Origin of the sequence: Embleya sp. NPDC020630 (assembly GCF_044334985.1) — a bacterium.
In the GTDB taxonomy this organism is placed as follows: domain Bacteria; phylum Actinomycetota; class Actinomycetes; order Streptomycetales; family Streptomycetaceae; genus Embleya.
On sequence record NZ_JBIRUB010000001.1, the window covers coordinates 1,381,949 to 1,403,281 of the forward strand.

Genomic DNA, 21,333 nt, shown 5'->3' on the forward strand with positions numbered 1-21,333 from the left:
GTCACCCCAGGGAGGAACGCGCGATGGAGACGAAACCGGGCGCCGCACGGATTCCGGCCGGTGCCGCAGCGGTCGGTGCCGCAGCGGTCGGCGACGCGCCCGCGGCGCCCGCCACCGCGAGTACGCCGCCACGTCGGCGCAACGCGCAGTCGAACCGGGAGCGGATCCTGGCGGTGGCCCGCAGCGAACTGATCCGCGACGCCGACGCGTCGATGGACGACATCGCACGCGCGGCGGGAGTGGTGCGGCGCACCGTGTACGGGCACTTCCCGAGCCGGGAGGCGCTGGTCGCCGGGCTCGCGGAGGAGGCGCGGCGGGACATCCTGGCCGCGGTCGAGGGTGCGCGGCGTGCGGGTGACTCGCCCGAGGAGGCGGTGGCGCGGTTCGATCTCGCCGCGTGGGAGGGCGGGGAGCGCTATCGGCTGCTGATCGGCTTCGCCCAGCGCAACCTGAAGGACGGCGGGATCCCGGCCATGCTGGCACCGGTCCGGGAGCGCTCGATCGAGCTGATCGCGGCCGGCCAGCGCAGCGGCGTGTTCGCGGACCATCTGCCCGCGTCGGTGCTGGCGCTCGCGCTGGAGGGGATGTGCGTCGCGCTCCTCCAGGCAGCCGAGGCGGACATCGTGGTGACCGCCGAGGACCAGGCGGCGGCGGCTCTGGTGGCCCTCGGCGTACCGGCCGCCCGGGCGGCCGAGGTGGTCGCCCGAGTGGTCGCGACCAACCAGGCCTGATCCGGAGCGGGCAGCCGCCGCCACCGGCCGCCCCCGCCGGCCGCCCCCGGCGGCCCGGCCGTGTCGTGGGTCAGGGGGTGCCGGTGATCAGGGCCGGCAGGTCTCGCATCGACTTGAAGACCGTGGTGGTCGGGCCCTCCAGCAGGTGCGGGGGGATCAGATCGCCCGCGTAGGCGAAGGAGCGCATGCCTGCCGCGCGGGCGGCGCGTAGGCCGTTGAGGCTGTCCTCGACCACGACGCAGTGTTCCGGGGCGACGCCCATCCGGGCCGCGGCGTGGAGGAAGACGTCGGGGGCGGGCTTGCCGTGAGCGACCTCGGTCGCGCTGAATATCCGGCCCGCGAAGCGGTCGTACAGGCCGGTTCGGCCGAGGGTGTGGGCCATCTTGTCGTGGCTGCCACTGGAGGCCACGCACGTGGGCAGGCCCAGGTCGGCGAGGGTGTCCACGGCGTACTCGATGCCCTCGACCGGACTCAGGCCCGCCTCGACCTCGTCCCGGTGCCGCGCCTCGAAGCCCCGGGTCCACTCGGCGGCCACGTCCGGCCCGACACGCTCGGCGATCTGCTCGGCGATCGCCGTGGACGAGCGGCCGACGAACCGCTCGATCACGTCGGCGGGGGTCAACGGCCAGCCGTGCTCGGCGCCGAGCGCCACGTGCACCCGGATGGCGATCGGCTCGCTGTCCACGAGGACGCCGTCGCAGTCGAAGATGACAAGTCCGACAGAGTTGATCATGAACGGGAGCTTAGGGCGTGTGTTCTGTTCCGGTCACGGTTCCCGTCCCGTCGCTGTCCCCGTTCCCGTTGCGCTACGCACCGGGGACTCGGGCCAGCAGCGGCGCCGTGTCGGTGCCGGCCGGGAGCGTGCCGAAGGCGTGGCCGCCCTCGCGGGCCAACCGCGTCGCGCAGAACGCGTCGGCCGCCGGGTTCGCGTACCGCACGAGCAGTGCGCCCTGGAGCAGTACCGCCATCGACTCGACGAGCCGCCGGGCCCGGAACTCCGCCTCGCTCGGATCGGCCAACTCCTTGCGCAGCGCCGCGGCCGCCGCGTCGAGTCGGCGATCCGCCCCGGCGACCGCGTCGATCTCGGCGAAGTACGCGTCCACGCACGCCGGTTCGCGGGCCATCGCGCGCAACGCGTCGAGCGCGGCGACATTGCCGGAGCCCTCCCAGATGGACACCAGCGGCGCCTCCCGGTACAGCCGGGGCAGCCCCGACTCCTCGACGTAGCCGTTGCCGCCCAGACACTCCAACGCCTCGGCCGCGTGCATCGGACCGCGCTTGCACACCCAGTACTTCGACACCGCGACCGCGATCCGACGAAACGCCGCCTCGGCCGGATCCCCGCGCAGCGCCCGGTCGGCCGCGCCCGCGAGCCGCATCGCCACCGTGGTCGCCGCCTCCGACTCGATCACCAGGTCGGCCAGCACGTTGCGCATCAGCGGCTGGTGGATCAGCGCCGCGCCGAACGCCCACCGGTGCGCCGCGTGGTGCGCCGCGCGGACCGCGCCGACCCGCATCCCGACGGCCGCGCCGATCACGCAGTCGAGCCGGGTGGCGTTGACCATGGTGACGATGGTCCGCACCCCCTCGCCCTCGGCACCGACGAGGCGGGCGTACGCGCCCTCGTACTCGATCTCGGCCGACGCGTTCGACCGGTTGCCGAGCTTGTCCTTGAGCCGCATCAGCCGGAACGTATTGCGCGTGCCGTCCGGGAGCACCCTGGGGACCAGGAAGCAGGACAACCCGCCGGGGGCCTGGGCCAGGGTCAGGAACAGGTCGGACATCGGCGCGGAGGTGAACCACTTGTGCCCGGTCAGCCGGTACGACCCGTCCGCCGTCGGAGCCGCGAGTGTGGTGTTGGTCCGTACGTCGGAGCCGCCCTGCTTCTCGGTCATCGACATGCCGGCCAGCAGCCCGCGCTTGGCGGTCGGCTCGCGCAACCCGAAGTCGTACGTCCGCGCCGCCAGCAACGGCTCGTAGCGCTCGGCCAGTTCCGGCTCGACCCGGAGCACCGGCACCGACGCGTAGGTCATCGACAGCGGACACATGTGCCCCGCCTCGACCTGGCCCCACGCGTACAACTTCGCCGCGCGCGCGACGTGGGCGCCGACCCGGTCGTCCTGCCACGGGCTCGCGTGCAGGCCGTGTTCGATCGCGACGGTCATCAACTCGTGCCAGGCCGGATGGAACTCGACCTCGTCGATGCGGTGCCCGGTGCGGTCGTGGCTGCGCAGGATCGGCTCGTGCTCGTTGGCCAACCGGCCCCACTCCCGCGCCGGTTCGTCCCACGCGCGCAGGCCCAACTCGCGCACCTCGGCCTCGGCCCAACCCGCCCGCTCGCGGTGCAGCGCCTCGAACAGGGCCGGGTCGGCGGCGGCCTCCCGCGCGGTCAAAGCCGGGACCTGATTGGTGACCTCGTGCGTCGACATGTCCGGTAGTCAAGCAGTGCTACGGGTCGGTAACAAGGGTCGCACGGCCGCTCGGCGCACGTGTCGCGGCCGTCGATAGGCTCGGATGATGATCTCCGTAGTCGAACTGATCCACTACCCCGTCAAGGGGTGCGCCGGCATCCCGGTGGAGCGCACCTTGCTCACCCCCGCCGGGCTCGCCCACGACCGGACCTTCATGGTGACCGATCCGGACGGCGTCTTCCGCACCCAGCGACGGGATCCTCGCCTGGCGTCGATCCGACCGGAGATCGACGCCGACGGTACCCGGCTGATCCTGCATCGGCCGGACGCCGATCCGGTCGCGATCGAGGTGGACACCGACGGCCCGCGCCGGGAGGTGGACCTGTTCGGCGATCCCTATCGGGGCATCGACCAGGGCGACGCGCCTGCCGCGTGGTTGTCGGATGCGCTCGGCGTGCCGAGCCGCCTGGTCCGGGTGCCGCCGGAGCACGACCGGGTGACCGACGGAGCGATACCGGGCACCTGCGGCTACGCGGACAGCTCGCCCCTGCACGTGCTCTCCCGCGCCTCGCTCGCACTGCTGCACGCGCGCCTGGCCGAGCGCGGGGAGGCGCCGCTGCCGATGGACCGCTTCCGGCCGAACGTCGTGGTGGACGGCTGGGCCGAACCGCACACCGAGGACCGGATCCGCCGATTCACGCTCGGCGAGGCCGAACTGGGCTACGCGAAGCTTGCGATCCGGTGCGCGGTCACCCTGGTCGACCAGCGCACCGGGGCCAAGGCCGGCCCGGAACCGCTGCGCACGTTCGCCGGATACCGCCGCGCGCCGCAGGGCGGGGTGGCCTTCGGCGGCAAGTTCGCCGTGCTGCGCCCCGGCAAGGTGGCGGTGGGCGACGAACTCACGGTGACGGAGTGGGGCGAGTCGGAGCTGTAGCCGGACCCGGGCGGTGCGCGAACCGGTCGGGGCCCTGACTACGCCGACGGAGGCAGCGGGCCGACGTACACCCACGCGCCCTCGTGTCGGACGAAGCGGCTGTGCTCGTGCACCTCGCCCCGGTTGCCGCGCTCGAGGTAGGTCGCGGTGAACTCGACCGTGCCCTCCTGGTGGAACGAGCCGCCGTCGGTGCTCCCGTGCACCTCCAGGCCCAGCCAGCGGGTGCGGTCGTCGAGGCCGACCCGGTCCGGCCGGGTGTCCGGGTGCCAGGTACGCAGCAGGTACGGCTCGTCGCCGACGACGAAGGCGCTGTAGCGCGAGCGCATCAGTGACTCGGCGGTGGGCGCGGGGGAGCCGGCGTGGCGGGCGCCGCAACACTCGCCATAGGTCGCGGACAGGCCGCAGGGGCAGGGCGAGGCGGCGGTGACGGCGTCCGGTCGGGGCCGCGAGGTGCGTCGGGACATGACCCGATTCTGGCCCATCCGGCGGGCGGGGGAGCTGGCGACCACACCGCGCGCCGGTCGGGCGGGCGTCAGGCGGGCGCCAGGCAGGGGCCCGGCAGCAGGTCGCGGATCATCGCCTCCCACTCGTCGGTGCTCGGCGGTGCGTCGGTGAGCAGGGCCTGGATGAGCAGCCCGTCCAGCGCGCCGACGAAGACCCGGACCCGGACCGGATCGCTGCTGAAGCGCAGCGCGAAGTCGGTGACGGCGGCCGTCCAGTGGTCGGTCGACTCGCGCAACTCCGGGCGGCGGGCGGCGAGCAGGAACAACTCGTACTCGGCGACCAGTCGGCCGGGGGCGGTGCAGATGTGCCGCAGGTGCTCGGCCAGCGCGCGCCGGGGGTCGCCCGGGGTGTCGACGAGCCCCCGGATGTGCACCGCGTCCTCGGTCATACACGTGGTGAGCGCGGCGGTGAGCAGGTCGTCGACGCCGGCGAAGTAGTACGTGGACGCGCTGGTGGGCAGGCCCGCCTCGCGCGAGACGGAACGGTGGCTGACCCCCGCGGCGCCGTCCCGCTCGACCACCCGCAGGGTGGCCTCGATCAGCGCGCGGCGCCGGCGTTCGCCCTTGGCCCGTCGGCCGTCGACGGCTTCCTCGGTCAGTGGGACTCACCTTCTCGTACGGGTGCGGCCTGGGGCAGCGAGCCGCCGTGCGCGACGGTCGTGCCGACCACGCGCGGGGCGGTCCGCCGCAACACACGGTATCCACCGAGCGCCATCACGACCGCGACGAGGGCCGCGCCGACCGCGACGCCGAAGCCGGCCCGGGCGCCGAAGTGGTCCACGACCAGACCGGACAGCGAGGAGCCGGCGGCCACGCCGATGCCGATGCCGGTGGTGGTCCAGGTCATGCCCTCGGTCAGCCGCGCGGGCGGGACCAGGCGCTCGACCAGGCTGACCGTGAGGATCATGGTGGGCGAGATGGACATGCCCGCGACGAACACGGTCGCCGCGAGTGCGGGCAGGTTGCCCACGAGCTGCAGCGGCAGGATGGTGATCGCGGTGCAGCCCACGCTGATCAGCAACATCCGGGGCAGCGGGGCGGCGAACTTGAACGCGCCGAACGCGACCCCTGCGATGCAGGAGCCGGCCGCGTAGGTGGCCAACACGAAGCTGGCGTTGCTGCGTTGGCCGTGCTCCTCGGCGAAGGCGATGGTGACCACGTCGACGGTGCCGAAGATGGCGCCGATCGCGATCAGGGTGACCACGAGCACCTGGAGCCCCCGGATCCGCATGACCGACCTGGTCGGGCCGGCGGTGCGCGGGTGCGGCGGGGGCTCGGTGCCGCGCTGCACGGTGAACAGCAGTACGCCGACGGTGAAGAAGACGATCGCGGCCAGCGGCCCCGCCTCGGGGAAGACGGACACCGAGAGCTGGACGGCGATGATCGGGCCCAGGATGAAACACAGTTCGTCGACCACGGACTCGAACGAGAACGCCGTGTGCAGGTGCGCCGAGCCGCGGTACAGGACCAGCCAGCGGGCCCGGACCATGGCCCCCATGCTGGGCATGCAGCCGGCCGGCACCGCGCACACGAACAGGGTCCACGCGGGGGCGTCGTAGCGGGCGCACAGCAGGAGGGCGCCCATCGCGAAGACGCTGACGGCGGTGGCCGGCAAAAGTATTCGGCCCTGCCCGTAGCGGTCCACGATCCGCGACACCTGCGGCGCGATCAGCGCGGTGGCCAGTGCGAAGGTGGCCGCCACCGCGCCGGCCAGGCCGTATTCGCCGCGCAGTTCGGAGAGCATGGTGACGATGCCGATGCCGGTCATCGAGATGGGCATGCGGGCGATGAAGCCGGCCGCCGAGAATCCCTTGGCGCCGGGCGCGGTGAAGATGTCTCGGTAGGGGTTACGCACGGGAGTTCCCGTCGATAGAAAATAAAGTGGGACGTTCGTTCCGGTTTCTATCACGGGAGAGGCGGTCGGCAAAGTTGCTTTCCCGGGGTTGTTTCGTGCGGGAGCACGCCGAACCGGCCCGGGCGCGGCGGTGGTCGGCCGCCGCGCCCGGGATATCGGGATCGCGCGGTCAGGCCGGGTCGACGGTCCAGTCCGGGTGGCCCGGCATCGGCGGTGTCTTGGCGCCGTACAGCCACGGGTCCAGGAACGGGGCGAGGTCGCGGTGGGCGACCTGGGAGGCCAGCTTCACGTAGTCGGCGGTGCTTGCGGCGCGGCCCCGGAAGCGGGTGGTCCAGGCCCGTTCGATCCGGGCGAAGGTGTCCGCGCCGACCTCGGTGCGCAGCGCGTAGAAGACCAGCGCCGAGCCGTCGTAGCGCATGCGCTTGAACAGGTTCGGCTCGGTGGGCTCGGCCGGCGCGCCGGTGTCCCGGCGCCAGATGTCGTGTTGCCGGTACGCCTCGCGCATCAGCGCCTCCATGTCGGCGCCGCCGTTCTCCTCGCTGTAGACGCGCTCGTAGTAGCGGGCGTGGCCCTCGCTCAGCCACAGGTCGGACCAGCGTTCGATGGCCACGCTGTCGCCGGTCCACTGGTGCACCAGCTCGTGCACCATGTTGCGCTCGGCGTTGATCTTGTCGCCGAGCAGGTCGCCCTTGGGGAGCAGGGACAACCCCTGGGTCTCCAGCGCGACGCCGAGGTCGGTGTGCGCGACGAGCAGGCCGTAGCTGTCGAACGGGTACGGGCCGAGCCTGTCCGTCACCCAGGCCAGGTGTCGCGGGGTCAGCGAGCGGTACTGCTCGACCTGGTCGACCAGGTCCGGCGGGATCGCGTCGCGCAGCCGGGTGCCGTCGGCGGCTTTGCCGTCGATCAGGGTGTACTTGCCGACGGCGAGTTGGAAGAGCTGGCCGGCCACGGGTTGCCGGCTGTCGTAGGTCCAGCGGGTGCGGCCGGGGGCGGCCGGGCGCTTGTTGACGAGGGTGCCGTTGGAGAGCGCGGTGAGGTCGTCGGCCGCGGTGATCTCGACCGTGGTGCGGGTGCGCAGGCTCGGGTGGTCGTTGCTCGGGAAGATCATCTTGGCGCCGTCGGGCTGCGGGTAGATCACCGTGCCGTCCGGGGTGGGGATCCAGCCGAACGTATCGATGGCGTCGTCGCGGTGGCGCTGCTGGGTGGGGTCGGCGGTGTACTCGACCCGGACGGTGAACGAGCGGCCCTTGCGCAGCGGGCGGGCCGGGGTGATCACCAACTCGTCGCCGTCGCGGCGGGTTTTGGCCGGGCGCCCGTCGACGGTGACCCGGCCGAGGGTGTTGCCCGCGAAGTCGAGGTCGAACCGGGACAGCGCCTGGGTGGCGGTGGCCTCCATGGTGGTGACGGCCGGGAACGCGGCGCCGGGCGCCTGCCAGTCGAAGGCGAGCGTGTAGTGGTCGGCGCGGTAGCCGCCGTTGCCGCTCAGCGGGAACAGCGGATCGCCGATCCCGGGTGCGCCCGGGGTGGGCCGGGCGTCGTCGGCGTGGGCCACTGGGGCGACGGCCGCGGTGAGGGTGAGGGCGGTCGCGAGGGCGATCAGGGATGTGACGGTGTGGGGTGGACGTCTCATGGGCACCACCCTGTGCCGGCTCGATCGCCCGCGGTAGTGCCCCACGCGCGGATTCACCCGGCCGGCCCGGCAGTTCGCCCGAGCGGCACGCGCCCGCGGTCGAGCCGGAGTCGGCCCGACCGCCGTGCGGCCGTTGCCGGCCCGTGTCGGCGGGGCGCGGCGGCGGTCCGGGGGTGGGTGCGGGCCCGGACCGCCGAGGGGTGGGACGGGTTCAGGCGCGCTGTTCGGTGGCGCGTTCGGCGGCCTTTTCGGCGGCCTTGTCCGCCTGGAAGCCGTCCTCGTCGCGGCCCTTGCGCCAGTAGCCGGAGAAGGAGATGTCGGCGCGGTCGACGCCGCGCTCGTCGACCAGGTGTCGGCGCAGTTCCTTGACCACGCCGGCCTCGCCGTGCACGAATGCGTGCACCCGGCCGGTCGGGAACTCCAGCGCGCGCAGCGCGTCGAGCAGGCCGGGGCCGGCGTCGCGGGTGATCCAGGTGAGGTCGAGGTCCAGGTCGGGGTGGGTCGCGGGCAGGATGCCGGTGGGCGCCTCGGCCGCGGTGCCCACCTCCAGGAGCGCGATCGCCCGGGCGGCGGCGGGCAGCCGTTCCATCGACGCGGCGATCGCCGGGTACGCGCTCTCGTCGCCGACGAACAGGTGCCAGTCCGCCTCGGGGTCGGGCGCGTAGGCGCCGCCGGGGCCGAGCAGGCGCAGCGTGTCGCCCGGCTTGGCGCGCGCCGCCCAGGGGCCGGCCAGGCCCTCGTCGCCGTGGTGCACGAATTCGATGGTCAGCTCGCCGGCCGCCGGGTCGTTCGCGCGCACCGTGTAGGTGCGGGTGCGCGGCCAGTCCTCGCGCGGGAGTTCGGCGCGGATGACCTCCATGTCGAACGGCTCCGGGTAGGTCACCCCGGGCAGCGGGAAGAGCACCTTGACGTAGGCGTCGGTGTAGCCGTTGTCGGTGAAGTTCCGGTGGCCCTCGCCGCCGGCGACGATCCGGATGAGGTGCGGGCCGACCTGTTCGGCGCTGCGTACCTCGAGTTCGATCAGCTTGCGGGGCTTGCGTGCCGGGCTGTCCGCCATGGGGGTTCTCCTCGCCTGCACTGTGCGACTCGGCGTGTGTTTGTTAGGTAACCCTAACCTGACGTGCGCACCGTCGGCCGCCCAGGGCCGGAAAGATTCTCGCTATCGCCACCGGGTGAGTTCGGCGCGCTTGGGGGCGCGGCCGTCGCCGGAGGAGCGACCGGTGGCGCGGCGGGCCAGCCAGGGGCCGAGGTGGGTACGGGCCCAGCGGGCGTCGGCGCGCCTGCGGTCGCCCCACGTGCGCGGCGCGGCGGCGGGCAGCGGCGCGCGCCAGTCGTCGTCGCCGGGCAGGCCGAGCGCCTGCGCGGTGGCCTCGGCGACCCGGCGGTGTCCCTCGGCGGACAGGTGCAGCCGGTCGTCCGCCCACATCCGGGGATCGTCGAAGACGCGCGCGGTGAACAGGTCGACCACGGTGGCGTCGTGGCGGGCGCCGACGGTGTCCACGAACTCCACCAGGCGTTCGATCCGGGGCATCAGCCGGGCGGAGGAGCGCAGGCGGCGGGTGGGGTCGGTGCTGCGGAACAGCACCAGGTGTCCACCGCCGGCGGCGAGCTTGGCCGCGGCCTGCTCGAACACCGCGCAGACCGCGCCGACGTCGCAGCGCGGGCGCAGCACGTCGTTGAGGCCGCCGGCGAGGCTGATCAGCGCGCCGTCGAGCGCGACGGCGGTGTCGACCTGCTCGTCCGCGATCTGCCGGATCAGCTTTCCGCGCACGGCCAGGTTGGCGTAGCGCAGCGTCGGCGTGTCGACGGCGAGCCGGTCGGCGAGGAGGTCGGCCCAGCCGCGGTAGTTGCCGTGGGCGTCCGGGTCGGACATGCCCTCGGTGAAGGAGTCGCCTACCGCGACGAAGGTTTCGAAGGTGGGGTGTGTGTTGAGCATCGCCTGACGAGCCTAGTGCGGGTTGCGGTTGCGCTTTGGTCGGGTTGGGTTTGGTGTGCCCGCCGGCTCCGCCCGTTGCGTTGCGTCCGTGCGCCGGGGTTTCAGTGCGTCGGGCCGGGTTCGGTCAGGCCTGTTGGCCCTGGGGCTTTTCTTGGCGGCGTTGGGCCACTCCGAAGAAGTAGTCGCCGAGGAGGGATTTGCTGCCGACGACGTCGAGGCCGTGTCGGGGGAGTTCGGTGAGGAAGTCGTGGGCGTCGAAGCGGTCCTCGGTGGGGTGGTCGAACAGGCGGGCCAGGGTGGGGCGGGCCAGTGCGCGGGCGGTCATCTCGGAGAAGTAGAACCGGCCGCCCGGGCGCAGTACCCGGCCCACCTCGGCCAGGCAGGCGCGCCAGTCCGGGATGTGGTGCACGATCGCGAAGTCGAAGACCGCGTCGTAGCTCGCGTCCGCCGCGTCGACCGCGGTGCGCAGGTCGGTGGCCGAACCCTGGACGATGGCGACCCGGCTGTTGCCGTGCCAGCGCCGCCGGGCCCGGGCGAGCGAGTCGGGGTCGACGTCGATGCCGTCCACCCGCGCGGCGCCGAAGCGGTTAAGGATCAGCTCGATGCCCCGGCCGGTGCCGCAGCCGATCTCCAGCGCGTGTGCGCCCGGGTCGAGCCGGCCGCCCAGGCGCAGCAGCAGGGGTGTCTCGTACCAGATCTGCGGGCCCCGGCGCAGCGGACTGGCCACGACCATCTTCTCGACCGTGTTCATCCGCATGGCGGTTCCCCCCGAGGTTCGCCGAGCACCGGTTCGTGCCTCCGCCCGGTTGCCGAGTGTGACCGACGCCCCACGATGGGCCATCGCGTGATATGCGTCAAGGACCGGGACGGGCGGTACCGGTGTGCTCTCCGTATCGGTGGACGGGAGGCGTTAGCCTTCGGAGGCGGGTCGGTGGTGCGTGCGCGCCGAGTTCGATGGGTGGGTGTCGGTCCTGTCGAGGGTCGGCCGTGGCCGTGATCCGAAGGTGGTGCGATGAGCCAGACCGCGATGACACGAACGCCGACGGTGTTGCTGGTGGAGGACGACCCGGGCGACGCGTTGATGATCGAGGAGGCGTTGCTGAACCGGGAACGAGGGCACACCCTGTGTCGGGTCGCGGACGGTATGGAGGCGCTGGAGTGGCTGCGTACGCATGAGCGGCCGGATCTGGTGATCCTGGATCTGAACATGCCGCGGATGGACGGTCGTGAGGTGTTGTCGGCGATGAAGGCCGACGAGCGGTGGCGGACGATCCCGGTGGTGGTGCTGTCCACCTCGGCCGCGCCGGACGACGTGCGGCGCAGCTACGACCTGCACGCGAACGCGTTCGTGACCAAGCCGGTCGAGCTGGAGTCGTTCCTGGAGGCGGTGCGCGGGATCGACGAGTTCTTCCTGAGCCTGGTGACGCTGCCGCGCGGGTGAGCGCGGGCGCGCCCGCCGTGCCGGCGCGGCGCGCTCACCCGCTCGCGGGAATCAGGCAGGCGATGCCGTCCAGGAGGCGGTCCAGCCCGAAGGTGAACAACGTTTCGAGGCTCAGCTCCAGGTCGGGGTCGGTCAACGCGGCGGAGTACATCGGGAAGTCGCCGCCGGCCAGGATCAGGTCCAGGGTCTCGTCCTGTGCCTGCATCCATTCCTCGCTGGACACGCCCGTGGCGCGTTCGGCCTCGGATTCGCCGGCGAGATTGATCGCGGTGCCGCGTACGTAGTTGAGCATCGTCACCGCGATGTGGATCATCACGCCCGTCGGCAGCCCCTCGAACTCGGCCATCGCCCACTCCACATGCCGCATGCCGCGCACCGTCGGCAGCGGGCGGGTCATCGACATGACCTGGGCCAGCCACGGGTGGCGGCGGTACATCGCCCACTGCATCCGGCACGAGGTCTCCAGGCGGGCCCGCCAGCCGATGCTTTCCCCGGCGGGGAGCGGCGCCCCGGCGAACACGGTGTCGGCCATCGCGGTGAGCAGGTCCTCCTTGCCGGGCACGTGCCGGTACAGGCTCATCGGAGCCACCCCCACCTCGGCGGCGATCTGCCGCATCGACACCGCCGCCAGGCCGCGTTCGTCGGCGATGGCGATCGCGGCCGCGACCACCCGCTCCCGGGTGAGTTCGGCGTCGGTGCGCGGCGGGTGTGTGGGCGGGACGGCGATCGCCCGGACCCGGGCGCGCGGTGCGTCGGGGTGGTCGGCGACCACGGTGCCGACGCCGCGCACCGCCCGGACCAGTCCCGCCTCGCGCAGCGCGGTCAGCGCCTTGGTGGCGGTGGCCATGGCCACACCCCACTCCGCGGTGATCGCCCGGGTGGAGGGCACCCGATCGCCGGGACGCAGCTCGCCCGTCTCGATCCGCCGCCGCAGCTCGTCGGCGATCCGGATCGAGGGCGTGGCGTCGCGGGGCATCGGGGCCTCCCGGGCTGTCGGTACTCCCTGTCCTGGTCAGTGCACTATAGGGCACCCTTGCCACCGGATTGGTGCACTAGTTTCGGTGCACTACTTGGTGAAGCCTTTATTTCCACTGAATACCTGGCTGTTGTTGTGCTGCGTACGGTGTGTTTACTCTGTACGCGGCGGAGCGTACGCCGTACGGATGCAGTGCGGCGCGACAGTGTGAACACGTGCGAACAATGGGGGAGATCCAGTGGCGATCGACGAGACGACCAAAGAGCCGGGGGCGGCGCCGTCGGCGGGGCGGCGGGAGTGGGTCGGGCTGGCCGTCCTGCTGGTGCCGCTGCTGTTGGTGAGCATGGACGTGTCGGTGCTCTACTTCGCGGTGCCGTTCATCGGCCGGGCACTGGAGCCCACCGGCACACAGCAGTTGTGGATCCTGGACATGTACGGGTTCGTGCTCTCCGGCCTGCTGATCGTGATGGGCGCGCTCGGCGACCGGATCGGTCGGCGGCGGCTGCTCCTGGTGGGGGCGGGGCTGTTCGCCGGGGCGTCGCTGCTCGCGGCGTACGCGCAGGACGCGCAGACGCTGATCGCCGCACGGGCCCTGCTCGGGGTGGGCGGGGCGGCGCTGATGCCGTCCACGCTGGCGCTGATCCGCACCATGTTCGTCGACCCCAAACAGCGCGGGACGGCGATCGCGATCTGGACCGCGGTGATGACCGGCGGCATCTCGCTCGGGCCGATCCTGTCCGGTGTGCTCGTCGAACACTTCTGGTGGGGTTCGATCTTCCTGATCAACGTGCCGGCGATGGCGATCCTGCTGATCCTGGTCCCGGTCTTCGTCCCGCGTCATCGCGGCGTCGCACACGGGTCGTTCGACCTGATCGGCGCGGTGCTATCGCTCGGCACGCTGCTGCCGGTGGTGTACGGGATCAAGGAGATCGCCCGATCCGGGGCACAGACGTTGCCGATCGCGAGCATCGCTTTCGGGCTGATCGTCGGGGCGCTCTTCGCACGGCGCCAACTCACCGCCGAGCATCCGCTGTTGGACCTGGAACTGTTGCGGATGCGGGCGTTCGGCGGGGCGGTGTTCGCCAATGTGATGTCGATGTTCGCGATCGTCGGATTCGCCATCTTCACCACGCAGTACCTCCAGTCGGTGCTCGGGATGAGCCCGCTGCGCGCCGCGCTGTGGAGCCTGGTGCCGTCGCTGGCGGTCGCGGTGGCCACGCCCGTGGCCACCGTGCTGGCCCGGCGGATCGATCGGGCCTGGGTGATGAGCGGCGGATTCACGGTGGCCATCGGCGGGTTCGCGGTGCTGGCGACCGCTCGGCCCGACTCCTCGCTCCCGCTGCTGCTCGGCGGCGCGGCGGTGTACGCGGCCGGCGTGGTCGCGGTGATGACGCAGGTGACCGAGATGGCGATGGGCGTCGCGCCGGCCGAGCGGGCCGCCTCCGCCTCCGCCGTGTTGGAGTCGGGCAGCGAACTCGGCGGTGCGCTCGGCATGGCGCTGCTCGGCACGATCGGCGACGCGGTCTACCACCGGGCGATGGCCGACACCGGTCCCGGGGGGCCGGCGCGGGAGACCCTGGGTGGGGCGCAGGCGACCGCGGCCCGGTTGTCGGGGGACGCGGGGCGGACCCTGCTGGACACGGCCCGGGACGCGTTCTGCGACGGGATGAACGCCGCGGCGATCGGCGCGGCGGTGGTCATGGTGATCGGGGCCGGCTACTGCGCGCGGTTCCTGCGCGGGGTGCCGGTGGCCGACGCCGGGGCGGGGGAGGCGACTTCGACGGTCGCCGACGCGCCCGCGGTCGACGTGCCGGTCGACGCCCGCTGACCCCGGCGCTCGGTCGTCGGCTCAGCGGCGCGGGCAGGCGCGCGCGGTGTGGATCGTGGTCGCGGCGAGGTAGAAGGCGTCCGGGCGCCACAGGATGCCGGTGTCCGTGTCGGGATCGAGCAGGGCGTCGAGGGTGGCCAGGTCCTCCGCGTCCAGGCGGTCGGCCAACAGGGCGCGGCGGTAAGTGAGTTCGGCGTGCAGGTGCTCGCGCGGCAGGGCGTCCAGCGGTGAGGGCAGGTCGATCAGGAACGAGTGGGTGCCGGTCGGGACCAGGCCCGCGCGGGCGAGCATGGCCGGCCGGTCCTCGACCGCCGCCCGGGCGCCGGGCAGGCTCGCCCGCAGCTCGGCGAACCAGTCCTCATATGCGGCGTCGAGCCGGGCCTGGAGGCCGGGGCGGCCGATGCCGATGTCGCGGGGCAGGAAGCGGGTGGACAGGCCGCGCTCGGCGATCGCGATCATGCCGCCGGGACGCAGGGCCCGGGCCAGGGCGTCCAGCGCGGCCTGCTGGTCGCCGAGGTGGTGGACCACGTCGCCCGCCCAGATCAGGTCGGCGCTGCCCAGGGTGTCCAGGTCGGCGGGCAGCTCGACGTGGTGGGTGTGTACCCGGTGGCCCAGGCCCTCCCGGTGCGCGCGGGCGCCGGCGCGGGCCAGCAGGGCGGGGTTCGGCGCGACGGCGATCACGTCGGCGTTGGGGAAGTAGCGGGCCAGCAGGCAGGACGCGACCCCGGGGCCGCCGCCCAGATCGAGGATCCGGTCCACCCGGGTCAGCGTGTGGTCGCCGTACAGCGCCAGATCGCGCAGCCGTGCGGCGGCCTCCTCCAGGAAGGGGGCGTGCAGCTCGGCCTCACGTTCGAGGAGCGGGCCCGCGTCCGGCCCCGGAGGGCCGGTGCGGGGGTCGGTGGTCATCAGGTGCGTCTCCCGAGTTGTGGGCTACCGTCGCCGCGGTTGGCCGGGTCCGTCGTCTGTCGTGTCCTGCGTGTGAGGGACACAACGTCGGCGAAGGGCCGCGGTAATCCACGATCGGCGAGCGTTCCCGGCGACGCGCCGGATCGGTGACCTGCGCCGCGTGTGCCGGCGGGCCGGGGTCGGGTGAGCGGCCGCCCGGCGGCGCGGCGTTAGGGTCGGGGCATGAGTGAGGAGATCGTCTACAAGCTGGTCGGCGCCGACGAGTGGGCCGAGGCGGTGCGGGCCGGCCGGTTCGCGGGGGCCGGGATCGACCTGGTGGACGGCTACGTGCACCTGTCCACGGGCGCGCAGGTGGCCGAGACCGCCCGGCGGCACTTCGCCGGCCGCGACGATCTGGTCCTGGTGGCACTGGACCCGGCCGTCCTGGGTGCGGCGCTGCGCTGGGAACCCTCGCGCGGCGGCGCGCTGTTCCCGCACGTGTACGGCGTGGTGGACCCGGCCGCGGCGCTCTGGAGCGCTCCCCTGGACCTGCCGGCGACCCCCGACGGCGACCACGTGGCCGAGGCGGTCCTCGCGGCACTGGCCGGCCACGGGCACTGACCGCCGGGCGGCCTGCGCCGGGAGGCGCGGCGACCGCGGGGCTCGGTTGCCGTCATCGGGTCGGCGTGCGCAGCAGGTTGCCGGAGGTCGTGTCGTCGACGAAGGTGCGGATTCCCGGGCCGGTGAGTTCGCGGGGGGCGAAGTCGTCGAAGTAGGCCAGCGGTACGTGGACGCACAGCAGTGCCGCCGCCACCAGTGTCCGGTGGCGTGAGCGCACCCGGGACGGCGCCGCATCGGGCCGCTCCTGCCCCAGCCACCACCACGCCACCACGGCCGTGTTGGCCACAAGCAGGAACGCCCAGCGGTGGGTGTCCCATCCGGCGAACGCGGCCACCAGCGGTGCGCCGGCCGCCGCGATCGCCAGCAGTCGGCGCGGCCCCACCACGGTGCCCCCGGCGAACGCCACGGCCAGCGCCGCGGTGAGAATCACCGCGAGCGGGACCAGGAACCACAACACCTCGAACGGCTCGTACATCCGCAGGCTCTGCGCCTGCGTCCGGCCGAAGATCTCGAACACGTCGGCCCGGGCCGGGAATCCGCCCTCGCGCAGCCGGGCCTGTAGACCGGGCGCCGCCCCGTCGGCGGCCGGCGAGACGAGCAGCACCGTGCCGCCGACGAGCACCGCGGGCAGCAGTACGGCCGCCGCCCTGCGGATCGGCAGCCGGTCCACCGCCGGCAGGGTGAACAGCGGGATCACGGTCAGCAGCGCGATCTCGTGCACGCACACCGCGACCGCCATCACCAGCGCGGCGGCGATCACGCGACCTCGGACGAGCAGCCACCACGCGCCGAACAGGGCCAGGAACAGGAGCTGTTCGAAGTAGCCGACCTCGTGGAAGAGGTAGCCGCCGGTGGGCAGCACCAGCCACCCGGCCACCAGCGCCCGCCGGGCCGGCAGCCGAGTGCGCGCCGCCGCGACCACGATGACCGCGAGCAGCGCGGCCAGGATCACAAACGACGTGCCGGCGAACAGCGCGTACGGGTAGTCCGTCGCCTCCGCGACCGGATGCAGCACCGTGCCGACCACGAACCGTCGGCGGAAGCCGTCCTGGAGCGAGATCGACTGCAACGTCGCGGTCCACGCGCTCGGTGCGCGGATCCCGGTGTACGCGGCCAGCGCGACGCACGCCACGAGGAGCAGCACCCGGCGGGCGGGCGCGGACAGGCGCGGTCGGCGGGGCGCGGCCGGCGTGGAGATGCCCGCGGGCATCGCTCGCACGACCGGATGAACAACCGGTTCGTAGCTCGTTTCGGGCATGGCTGACCTCACCGTCGGCGCCCCGACGGAGGAGGAGCGCGGAGGAAATCGGGGCGAACGAGGGCTTGGAGCCGGAGGGACCGGCGGGTTGGCTCGGCGCGCGGGTGCGGCGGCCGAACCCACTGGTGACTAGACGCGTCGAGCGGGAGGCGATCTAACGGGTGAGCCCCCGGGATTTCCTGTGGTGCCGATCACAGCGACCGGTCGGCCGCGCCCCCTGCGCAGCGCGCGGCCGACCGGTGGTCAGGGGGTGGCGGCGGGGATCGGCGGGTTCGTCGGCCGGCCCGGAACGCGGTCCAGGGTGATGCCGAAGTGCTCGCGGTAGGCGGCCAGGAGGGCGGCGTCGTCGACGAGTGGCTCCTCGTGGCGGTCGGTGCCCGTGGTCCGGATCAGGGCGCGGTCGGAGATGGTGATCCGCCCGTCCGGGAGCGCGAGCGAGCACACCGGGGCGTGGGTGAAGCGCGACGTCGGCGCGGTCTGGTGCCACCAGCACCCGGTGACGAAGTCGCCCGACACGCGCGGGCGGGGCTCCAGGCGGTACGCGGGCTTGCCGTCGTGCAGGATGTCGACCTCGCCGTACTCGCCGTCGACGATCCGGAACACCCCACCCGGGTCCACCTGGTCCGTCCGCAGGTCCAGCCGTATCGGGTGGTGGGTGAAGCGCCCGAAACCGACGTCGACCAGCCACGGATACTCGAGGTCGACGCGCAGCGCGAGGTGGTCGAACGGGATCCCCACCCGCCCCGAGTCGTCGTAGGTGTACGCGGACAACAGGGTGACGCGGTAGCCGAGTTCGCGCAGCAACACGGCGAACGCACCGCAGAGTTCATAGCACAGGCCGCCACGCCGCCGATCCAGGATCTTCGCGAGCAGCGTGTCCTCGTCGAGCGAGAGCGGGCGACCCAGGTGGATGTCCAGGTTCTCGAACGGGACGGTCAGCAGGTGCCGCCACTGCAACTCGGCCAACGTCCGCGAATTCGGGGACGCCGGGCGAGGGACGCCGAGCATGGCCAGGTAGCTGTCGATGCGGTTCGGGTTCACCGTGCCTCCGGGCTGTGTGCGGGGTACCGGCCGACTGCGGCCGCGCCTCAGCATGCCCGGCGGGGATCGGCCCCGCCGGCCCGAGTCGGCCTTCCCCCGCAGCGGCGCGAGCGGCCGTGCGGGGCGCGGAAATTCGCACGACAGGCCCGGCCCCGCGGCGGCATCATGCGAGGGCCGCAGCCCGACTCCGGCGCCCCCACACCCCTCGCCGAAAGGTCGCCGTGCAGGCCGCACACACGATCACCCCCGCAGCACTGCCCGACGTCCTGCTGCACACCGCGCTGGTGCGACCGGTCTTCGTGTGGGGCGCTCCCGGGATCGGAAAGTCGTCACTCGTACGCGACTTCGCCGCCTCGATCGGCCTGGAGTGCGTGTCGCTCCTCGGCACCCAGCTCGCCCCCGAGGACCTGATCGGCGTGCCGCAGATCGTGGCCGGCCGCAGCCGGTTCTGCCCACCCGAGCAGATCGCCCGGGACGAGCCGTACTGCCTGTTCCTGGACGAACTCAACGCCGCCTCCCCGGACGTACAGAAGACGTTCTACTCGCTGATCCTGGACCGACGCATCGGCTCGTACACGCTGCCCGCCGGGTCGGTGGTGATCGGCGCGGGCAACCGGGCGAGCGACAACGCGCCGGCCCGACCGATGTCCTCGGCGCTGATCAACCGCCTCGTGCACGTACACCTGCTCGCCTCGGTCGACGACTGGCTCGGCTGGGCCGGCGTCAACGGCATCCACCCCTGGATCCTGGAGCACATCCGGGCCCGACCCGACCACCTGTGGAGCGCGCCGCCCAAGACCGAGGAGGCGTTCTCCACGCCGCGCGCGTGGCACATGCTCTCCGACGGGCTGTACTCCTTCGGCCCCGACGTCGGCGACGAACACGTGCGACTGCTCGCCCACGGCACGCTCACCCCCACCCACGCCGCCGCGTTCCTCGGCTTCCTCAAGACCGTGCGCAACGCCTACGGCCTGGACGCCATCCTCAAGGGCGACGCGCGTTGGCCGGCCGCGCCCGCCGACCGGGACCTGCTCTACTTCCTGGTCGAGAGCTTCCGCGCGCGACTGGCCAAGGACCTCCCGGCCGACCGCCGACACGTCTCGCCCGCGCTGCGCGACTTCGCCTTCCGGGCCAAGGGGCTCCTGGCCGAACTCGCCGAGATCTCCCTGGAGATGGCCCAACTCGTGATCGCCGACGACCGGGAGGGCGCCGAGCCGCTGCCCGCGTGGTTCCTGCTCGAAGCCGCCCGCGACCTGCCGCGCCTGGTCGGCGCGCGGCGCTGAACGGGCCGCCGATGGCCGCCCGTCGGGCCGGTGGGAAGAAGCCGGCCGTCAACCACGCGGACAAGGTCGTGGCGGCGCGCGAAGCCGGCTGGTCGGCGACCGACGTGGCGCCGATCGCCTACCTCGCCCACCTGGTGCGGCACGACTACGACACCCTCGGCCCGGGCGCGCTGGGCCACATCGGCGAGCGCGGCACGCTGACCGTGGACCGGCACCGCTACGTGCCACCGCTGCTGTGGGAACGGGCCTACACCCATCTGCTGCTGCACCTGGCGCTCGGCCACCTCGACGGGCACACCCTCGCCGAGGCCGGCCTCGGCCATCCCGCCGCCGTGATCGACGACGCGTACAACACCGCGTGCTGCGTCGCGGCGCACCGCTTCGCCGACGGCCTGGGTATCGGCACCCCCCTGACGGAGTTGCCCCGGCTGCCCGACGGCGACGAACGCGAACTCACCCAACGCTGGCGCCTCGAGGGTGTGCCCGAGGCGCTGCGCCGGCTCGGGACCAACGGCACCTCGCCCTGTCTGCGCCGCGAACCGCCGCCGACCCGCGACGCCCCGGCGCCGCGCGACTGGCCCGCGGTGATGGCGCGCGGACTGGTCGAGATGGTCGCCACCTCGTTGGAATCCGCAATGGCCGAACCGGGCGAGCAGGTCGGCGTCGCGGGGCGGGCCCGCACCCAGGGCCCCTGGGACCGCGCGTTGTCCTGGTTCGTCTCCTCCTACCCGCTCCTGGGCGCCCTCGCCGCCGGCCTCACCGTGGTCGCCGACGCCGAACTGGCCCGCTCCTGGGGCATCTCGATTGCCGCGGTCAGTGCCGAGCACGGCGAGATCTACGTCAACCCGCACGTGCAACTCTCGCTGGAGGAATGGCAGTTCGTGCTCGCGCACGAGATGTTGCACGCCGCGCTGCGGCACGACCGGCGGCGCGAGCACCGCGACGCGCACCTGTTCAACGTGGCCTGCGACTACGTGATCAACGGGTGGCTGGTCGAGATGGGCGTGGGGGTGATGCCCGACGGGCTGCTCTACGACGCGCGACTGACGGGACTGTCCGCGGAATCCGTGTACGACACGCTGACCACCGACCTGCGCCGGGCCCGCAAACTGCGCACCCCCGGCTCCCGCGAGCACGGCGACATGCTGGGCGAATGGCTCTCCGAACCGGCCGCGGCGACGCGGCGGTCCAGTCGGCGCGGCACCCCCGGACCGCTGCCCGCGCGGCCCGGGCCCCGGGTCTCCTCGGTCGACCTGGACGCCTTCTATCGGCGCGCGCTGACCGCCGGTCTCGCCTACCACGACGTCGGGCGCGGCCTGTTGCCCGCCGGTCTTGTCGAGGAGATCCGCACGCTGGAACAGCCGCCGCCGGCCTGGGACGTGCGGCTGGCCCGCTGGTTCGACGAACACGTACGCCGGCCCGAGACCGTGCGCACCTACGCCCGGGCGGGCCGCCGCCAGGCCGCCACCCCCGACATCCCCCGGCCCGGCCGGGTACGGCCGGAGGACGTCGAGAGGCTGTGTACGTTCGGCGTGGTCCTGGACACCTCCGGATCGATGGACACCACCCTGCTCGGCAAGGCCCTGGGCGCGATCGCCTCCTACGCGAGCGCCCGGGACGTACCGGCCGCGCGGGTCGTGTACTGCGACGCCGCCGCCTATGACGCCGGCTACCTGCCGGTCGAGGACATCGCGCAGCGGGCCAAGGTGCGCGGACGCGGCGGCACGGTCCTACAGCCGGGGATCCGACTCCTGGAGGGCGCCGCCGACTTCCCGCCCGACGGGCCGATCCTGGTGATCACCGACGGGCACTGCGACGTGTTGCGGATCCGGCGCGAACACGCCTTCCTGGTCCCGGCCGGCGCCCGGCTGCCGTTCTCCCCGCGCGGGCCGGTGTTTTGGGTCGGCTGAGGGGCCGCCGACCTGGGCGACTACTGCGATCCCGGTAGGCCGTCGTGCGGTTTCGGTAGGTCGCGGTGTCCGTAGCGGCATGACGACGGG

20 protein-coding genes are annotated in these 21,333 nt (G+C 73.1%); 7 read left to right on the forward strand and 13 right to left on the reverse strand.

Annotation, left to right across the window (positions count from 1 at the left end):
- Positions 1-23: 23 nt before the first annotated feature.
- Positions 24-731 (forward strand): TetR/AcrR family transcriptional regulator, encoded by a 708-nt coding sequence (locus ACH4XV_RS05740; protein WP_395786961.1) that lies wholly within the window; start codon positions 24-26, stop codon positions 729-731.
- A gap of 70 nt (positions 732-801) precedes the next feature.
- On the opposite strand, the gene ACH4XV_RS05745 is transcribed toward ACH4XV_RS05740, so the two are convergent.
- Together ACH4XV_RS05745 and ACH4XV_RS05750 are read right to left on the reverse strand one after the other, a co-directional pair.
- Positions 802-1,464, reverse strand: a complete 663-nt coding sequence (locus ACH4XV_RS05745; protein WP_380000598.1) for an HAD family hydrolase — start codon at positions 1,462-1,464, stop codon at positions 802-804.
- A gap of 73 nt (positions 1,465-1,537) precedes the next feature.
- Positions 1,538-3,160, reverse strand: coding sequence for an acyl-CoA dehydrogenase family protein (locus ACH4XV_RS05750; RefSeq protein ID WP_395786962.1), 1,623 nt, complete (start codon positions 3,158-3,160; stop codon positions 1,538-1,540).
- 88 nt (positions 3,161-3,248) lie between these two features.
- Here ACH4XV_RS05750 and ACH4XV_RS05755 point away from each other — a divergent pair, with 88 nt between their 5' ends.
- A complete protein-coding gene (locus ACH4XV_RS05755) occupies positions 3,249-4,076 on the forward strand; it encodes an MOSC domain-containing protein (protein ID WP_395786963.1) in 828 nt (275 codons plus the stop codon).
- 38 nt (positions 4,077-4,114) lie between these two features.
- On the opposite strand, the gene ACH4XV_RS05760 is transcribed toward ACH4XV_RS05755, so the two are convergent.
- From ACH4XV_RS05760 to ACH4XV_RS05790, 7 genes are all read right to left on the reverse strand, one after another.
- The gene (locus ACH4XV_RS05760; RefSeq protein ID WP_395786964.1) at positions 4,115-4,540 is read right to left on the reverse strand and encodes a YchJ family protein; all 426 of its coding nucleotides are present in this window, start codon (positions 4,538-4,540) and stop codon (positions 4,115-4,117) included.
- 68 nt (positions 4,541-4,608) lie between these two features.
- Positions 4,609-5,100 (reverse strand): TetR/AcrR family transcriptional regulator, encoded by a 492-nt coding sequence (locus tag ACH4XV_RS05765; protein ID WP_395786965.1) that lies wholly within the window; start codon positions 5,098-5,100, stop codon positions 4,609-4,611.
- A 74-nt stretch (positions 5,101-5,174) separates the two neighbouring features.
- Entirely contained in the window at positions 5,175-6,434 is a 1,260-nt protein-coding gene (locus ACH4XV_RS05770; RefSeq protein ID WP_395786966.1) for an MFS transporter, read from the reverse strand.
- A 169-nt stretch (positions 6,435-6,603) separates the two neighbouring features.
- The gene (locus tag ACH4XV_RS05775) at positions 6,604-8,064 is read right to left on the reverse strand and encodes a M1 family metallopeptidase (RefSeq protein WP_395786967.1); all 1,461 of its coding nucleotides are present in this window, start codon (positions 8,062-8,064) and stop codon (positions 6,604-6,606) included.
- Between the two features lie 211 nt (positions 8,065-8,275).
- Positions 8,276-9,121 carry a siderophore-interacting protein gene (locus ACH4XV_RS05780; protein ID WP_395786968.1) on the reverse strand — a complete coding sequence of 282 codons (846 nt, stop codon included), beginning with the start codon at positions 9,119-9,121 and terminating at the stop codon, positions 8,276-8,278.
- Between the two features lie 102 nt (positions 9,122-9,223).
- Positions 9,224-10,000, reverse strand: a complete 777-nt coding sequence (locus tag ACH4XV_RS05785) for an SGNH/GDSL hydrolase family protein (RefSeq protein WP_395786969.1) — start codon at positions 9,998-10,000, stop codon at positions 9,224-9,226.
- A gap of 124 nt (positions 10,001-10,124) precedes the next feature.
- Positions 10,125-10,757, reverse strand: a complete 633-nt coding sequence (locus tag ACH4XV_RS05790; RefSeq protein ID WP_395786970.1) for a class I SAM-dependent methyltransferase — start codon at positions 10,755-10,757, stop codon at positions 10,125-10,127.
- A gap of 255 nt (positions 10,758-11,012) precedes the next feature.
- On the opposite strand from ACH4XV_RS05790, the gene ACH4XV_RS05795 reads away from it, so the two are divergent.
- A complete protein-coding gene (locus ACH4XV_RS05795) occupies positions 11,013-11,441 on the forward strand; it encodes a response regulator (protein ID WP_395786971.1) in 429 nt (142 codons plus the stop codon).
- Positions 11,442-11,475: 34 nt separating this feature from the next.
- On the opposite strand, the gene ACH4XV_RS05800 is transcribed toward ACH4XV_RS05795, so the two are convergent.
- Positions 11,476-12,417, reverse strand: coding sequence for a TetR/AcrR family transcriptional regulator C-terminal domain-containing protein (locus tag ACH4XV_RS05800; RefSeq protein ID WP_395786972.1), 942 nt, complete (start codon positions 12,415-12,417; stop codon positions 11,476-11,478).
- A gap of 244 nt (positions 12,418-12,661) precedes the next feature.
- Here ACH4XV_RS05800 and ACH4XV_RS05805 point away from each other — a divergent pair, with 244 nt between their 5' ends.
- Complete coding sequence (locus ACH4XV_RS05805; RefSeq protein WP_395787079.1) at positions 12,662-14,245, forward strand: MFS transporter; 1,584 nt, start codon at positions 12,662-12,664, stop codon at positions 14,243-14,245.
- 21 nt (positions 14,246-14,266) lie between these two features.
- Here the strand turns inward: ACH4XV_RS05805 and ACH4XV_RS05810 are convergent, their stop codons facing one another.
- A complete protein-coding gene (locus tag ACH4XV_RS05810; protein ID WP_395786973.1) occupies positions 14,267-15,151 on the reverse strand; it encodes a class I SAM-dependent methyltransferase in 885 nt (294 codons plus the stop codon).
- 222 nt (positions 15,152-15,373) lie between these two features.
- Between ACH4XV_RS05810 and ACH4XV_RS05815 the strand changes: the two genes are divergently transcribed.
- Positions 15,374-15,751 (forward strand): DUF952 domain-containing protein, encoded by a 378-nt coding sequence (locus ACH4XV_RS05815; protein ID WP_395786974.1) that lies wholly within the window; start codon positions 15,374-15,376, stop codon positions 15,749-15,751.
- Between the two features lie 52 nt (positions 15,752-15,803).
- Here ACH4XV_RS05815 and ACH4XV_RS05820 read toward each other — a convergent pair whose 3' ends face one another.
- Together ACH4XV_RS05820 and ACH4XV_RS05825 are read right to left on the reverse strand one after the other, a co-directional pair.
- The gene (locus tag ACH4XV_RS05820; RefSeq protein ID WP_395786975.1) at positions 15,804-16,970 is read right to left on the reverse strand and encodes a hypothetical protein; all 1,167 of its coding nucleotides are present in this window, start codon (positions 16,968-16,970) and stop codon (positions 15,804-15,806) included.
- Between the two features lie 282 nt (positions 16,971-17,252).
- A complete protein-coding gene (locus ACH4XV_RS05825) occupies positions 17,253-18,050 on the reverse strand; it encodes an arylamine N-acetyltransferase (RefSeq protein ID WP_395786976.1) in 798 nt (265 codons plus the stop codon).
- Positions 18,051-18,271: 221 nt separating this feature from the next.
- Here ACH4XV_RS05825 and ACH4XV_RS05830 point away from each other — a divergent pair, with 221 nt between their 5' ends.
- Together ACH4XV_RS05830 and ACH4XV_RS05835 are read left to right on the forward strand one after the other, a co-directional pair.
- Positions 18,272-19,333 (forward strand): ATP-binding protein, encoded by a 1,062-nt coding sequence (locus tag ACH4XV_RS05830; protein ID WP_395786977.1) that lies wholly within the window; start codon positions 18,272-18,274, stop codon positions 19,331-19,333.
- A gap of 11 nt (positions 19,334-19,344) precedes the next feature.
- Positions 19,345-21,243: a hypothetical protein gene (locus ACH4XV_RS05835; RefSeq protein WP_395786978.1), complete on the forward strand. Its 1,899-nt coding sequence runs from the start codon at positions 19,345-19,347 to the stop codon at positions 21,241-21,243.
- The last annotated feature ends 90 nt before the right edge of the window (positions 21,244-21,333 follow it).

Bases quoted from the DNA above. Each gene is read 5' to 3' on its own strand.
- ACH4XV_RS05780 (WP_395786968.1), bottom strand. From the start codon at position 9,121: ATGGCGGACAGCCCGGCACGCAAGCCCCGCAAGCTGATCGAACTCGAG.
- ACH4XV_RS05760 (WP_395786964.1), bottom strand. From the start codon at position 4,540: ATGTCCCGACGCACCTCGCGGCCCCGACCGGACGCCGTCACCGCCGCC.
- ACH4XV_RS05810 (WP_395786973.1), bottom strand. From the start codon at position 15,151: ATGACCACCGACCCCCGCACCGGCCCTCCGGGGCCGGACGCGGGCCCG.
- ACH4XV_RS05795 (WP_395786971.1), top strand. From the start codon at position 11,013: ATGAGCCAGACCGCGATGACACGAACGCCGACGGTGTTGCTGGTGGAG.
- ACH4XV_RS05745 (WP_380000598.1), bottom strand. From the start codon at position 1,464: ATGATCAACTCTGTCGGACTTGTCATCTTCGACTGCGACGGCGTCCTC.
- ACH4XV_RS05775 (WP_395786967.1), bottom strand. From the start codon at position 8,064: ATGAGACGTCCACCCCACACCGTCACATCCCTGATCGCCCTCGCGACC.
- ACH4XV_RS05835 (WP_395786978.1), top strand. From the start codon at position 19,345: ATGGCCGCCCGTCGGGCCGGTGGGAAGAAGCCGGCCGTCAACCACGCG.
- ACH4XV_RS05800 (WP_395786972.1), bottom strand. From the start codon at position 12,417: ATGCCCCGCGACGCCACGCCCTCGATCCGGATCGCCGACGAGCTGCGG.
- ACH4XV_RS05750 (WP_395786962.1), bottom strand. From the start codon at position 3,160: ATGTCGACGCACGAGGTCACCAATCAGGTCCCGGCTTTGACCGCGCGG.
- ACH4XV_RS05785 (WP_395786969.1), bottom strand. From the start codon at position 10,000: ATGCTCAACACACACCCCACCTTCGAAACCTTCGTCGCGGTAGGCGAC.
- ACH4XV_RS05815 (WP_395786974.1), top strand. From the start codon at position 15,374: ATGAGTGAGGAGATCGTCTACAAGCTGGTCGGCGCCGACGAGTGGGCC.
- ACH4XV_RS05790 (WP_395786970.1), bottom strand. From the start codon at position 10,757: ATGCGGATGAACACGGTCGAGAAGATGGTCGTGGCCAGTCCGCTGCGC.
- ACH4XV_RS05740 (WP_395786961.1), top strand. From the start codon at position 24: ATGGAGACGAAACCGGGCGCCGCACGGATTCCGGCCGGTGCCGCAGCG.
- ACH4XV_RS05755 (WP_395786963.1), top strand. From the start codon at position 3,249: ATGATCTCCGTAGTCGAACTGATCCACTACCCCGTCAAGGGGTGCGCC.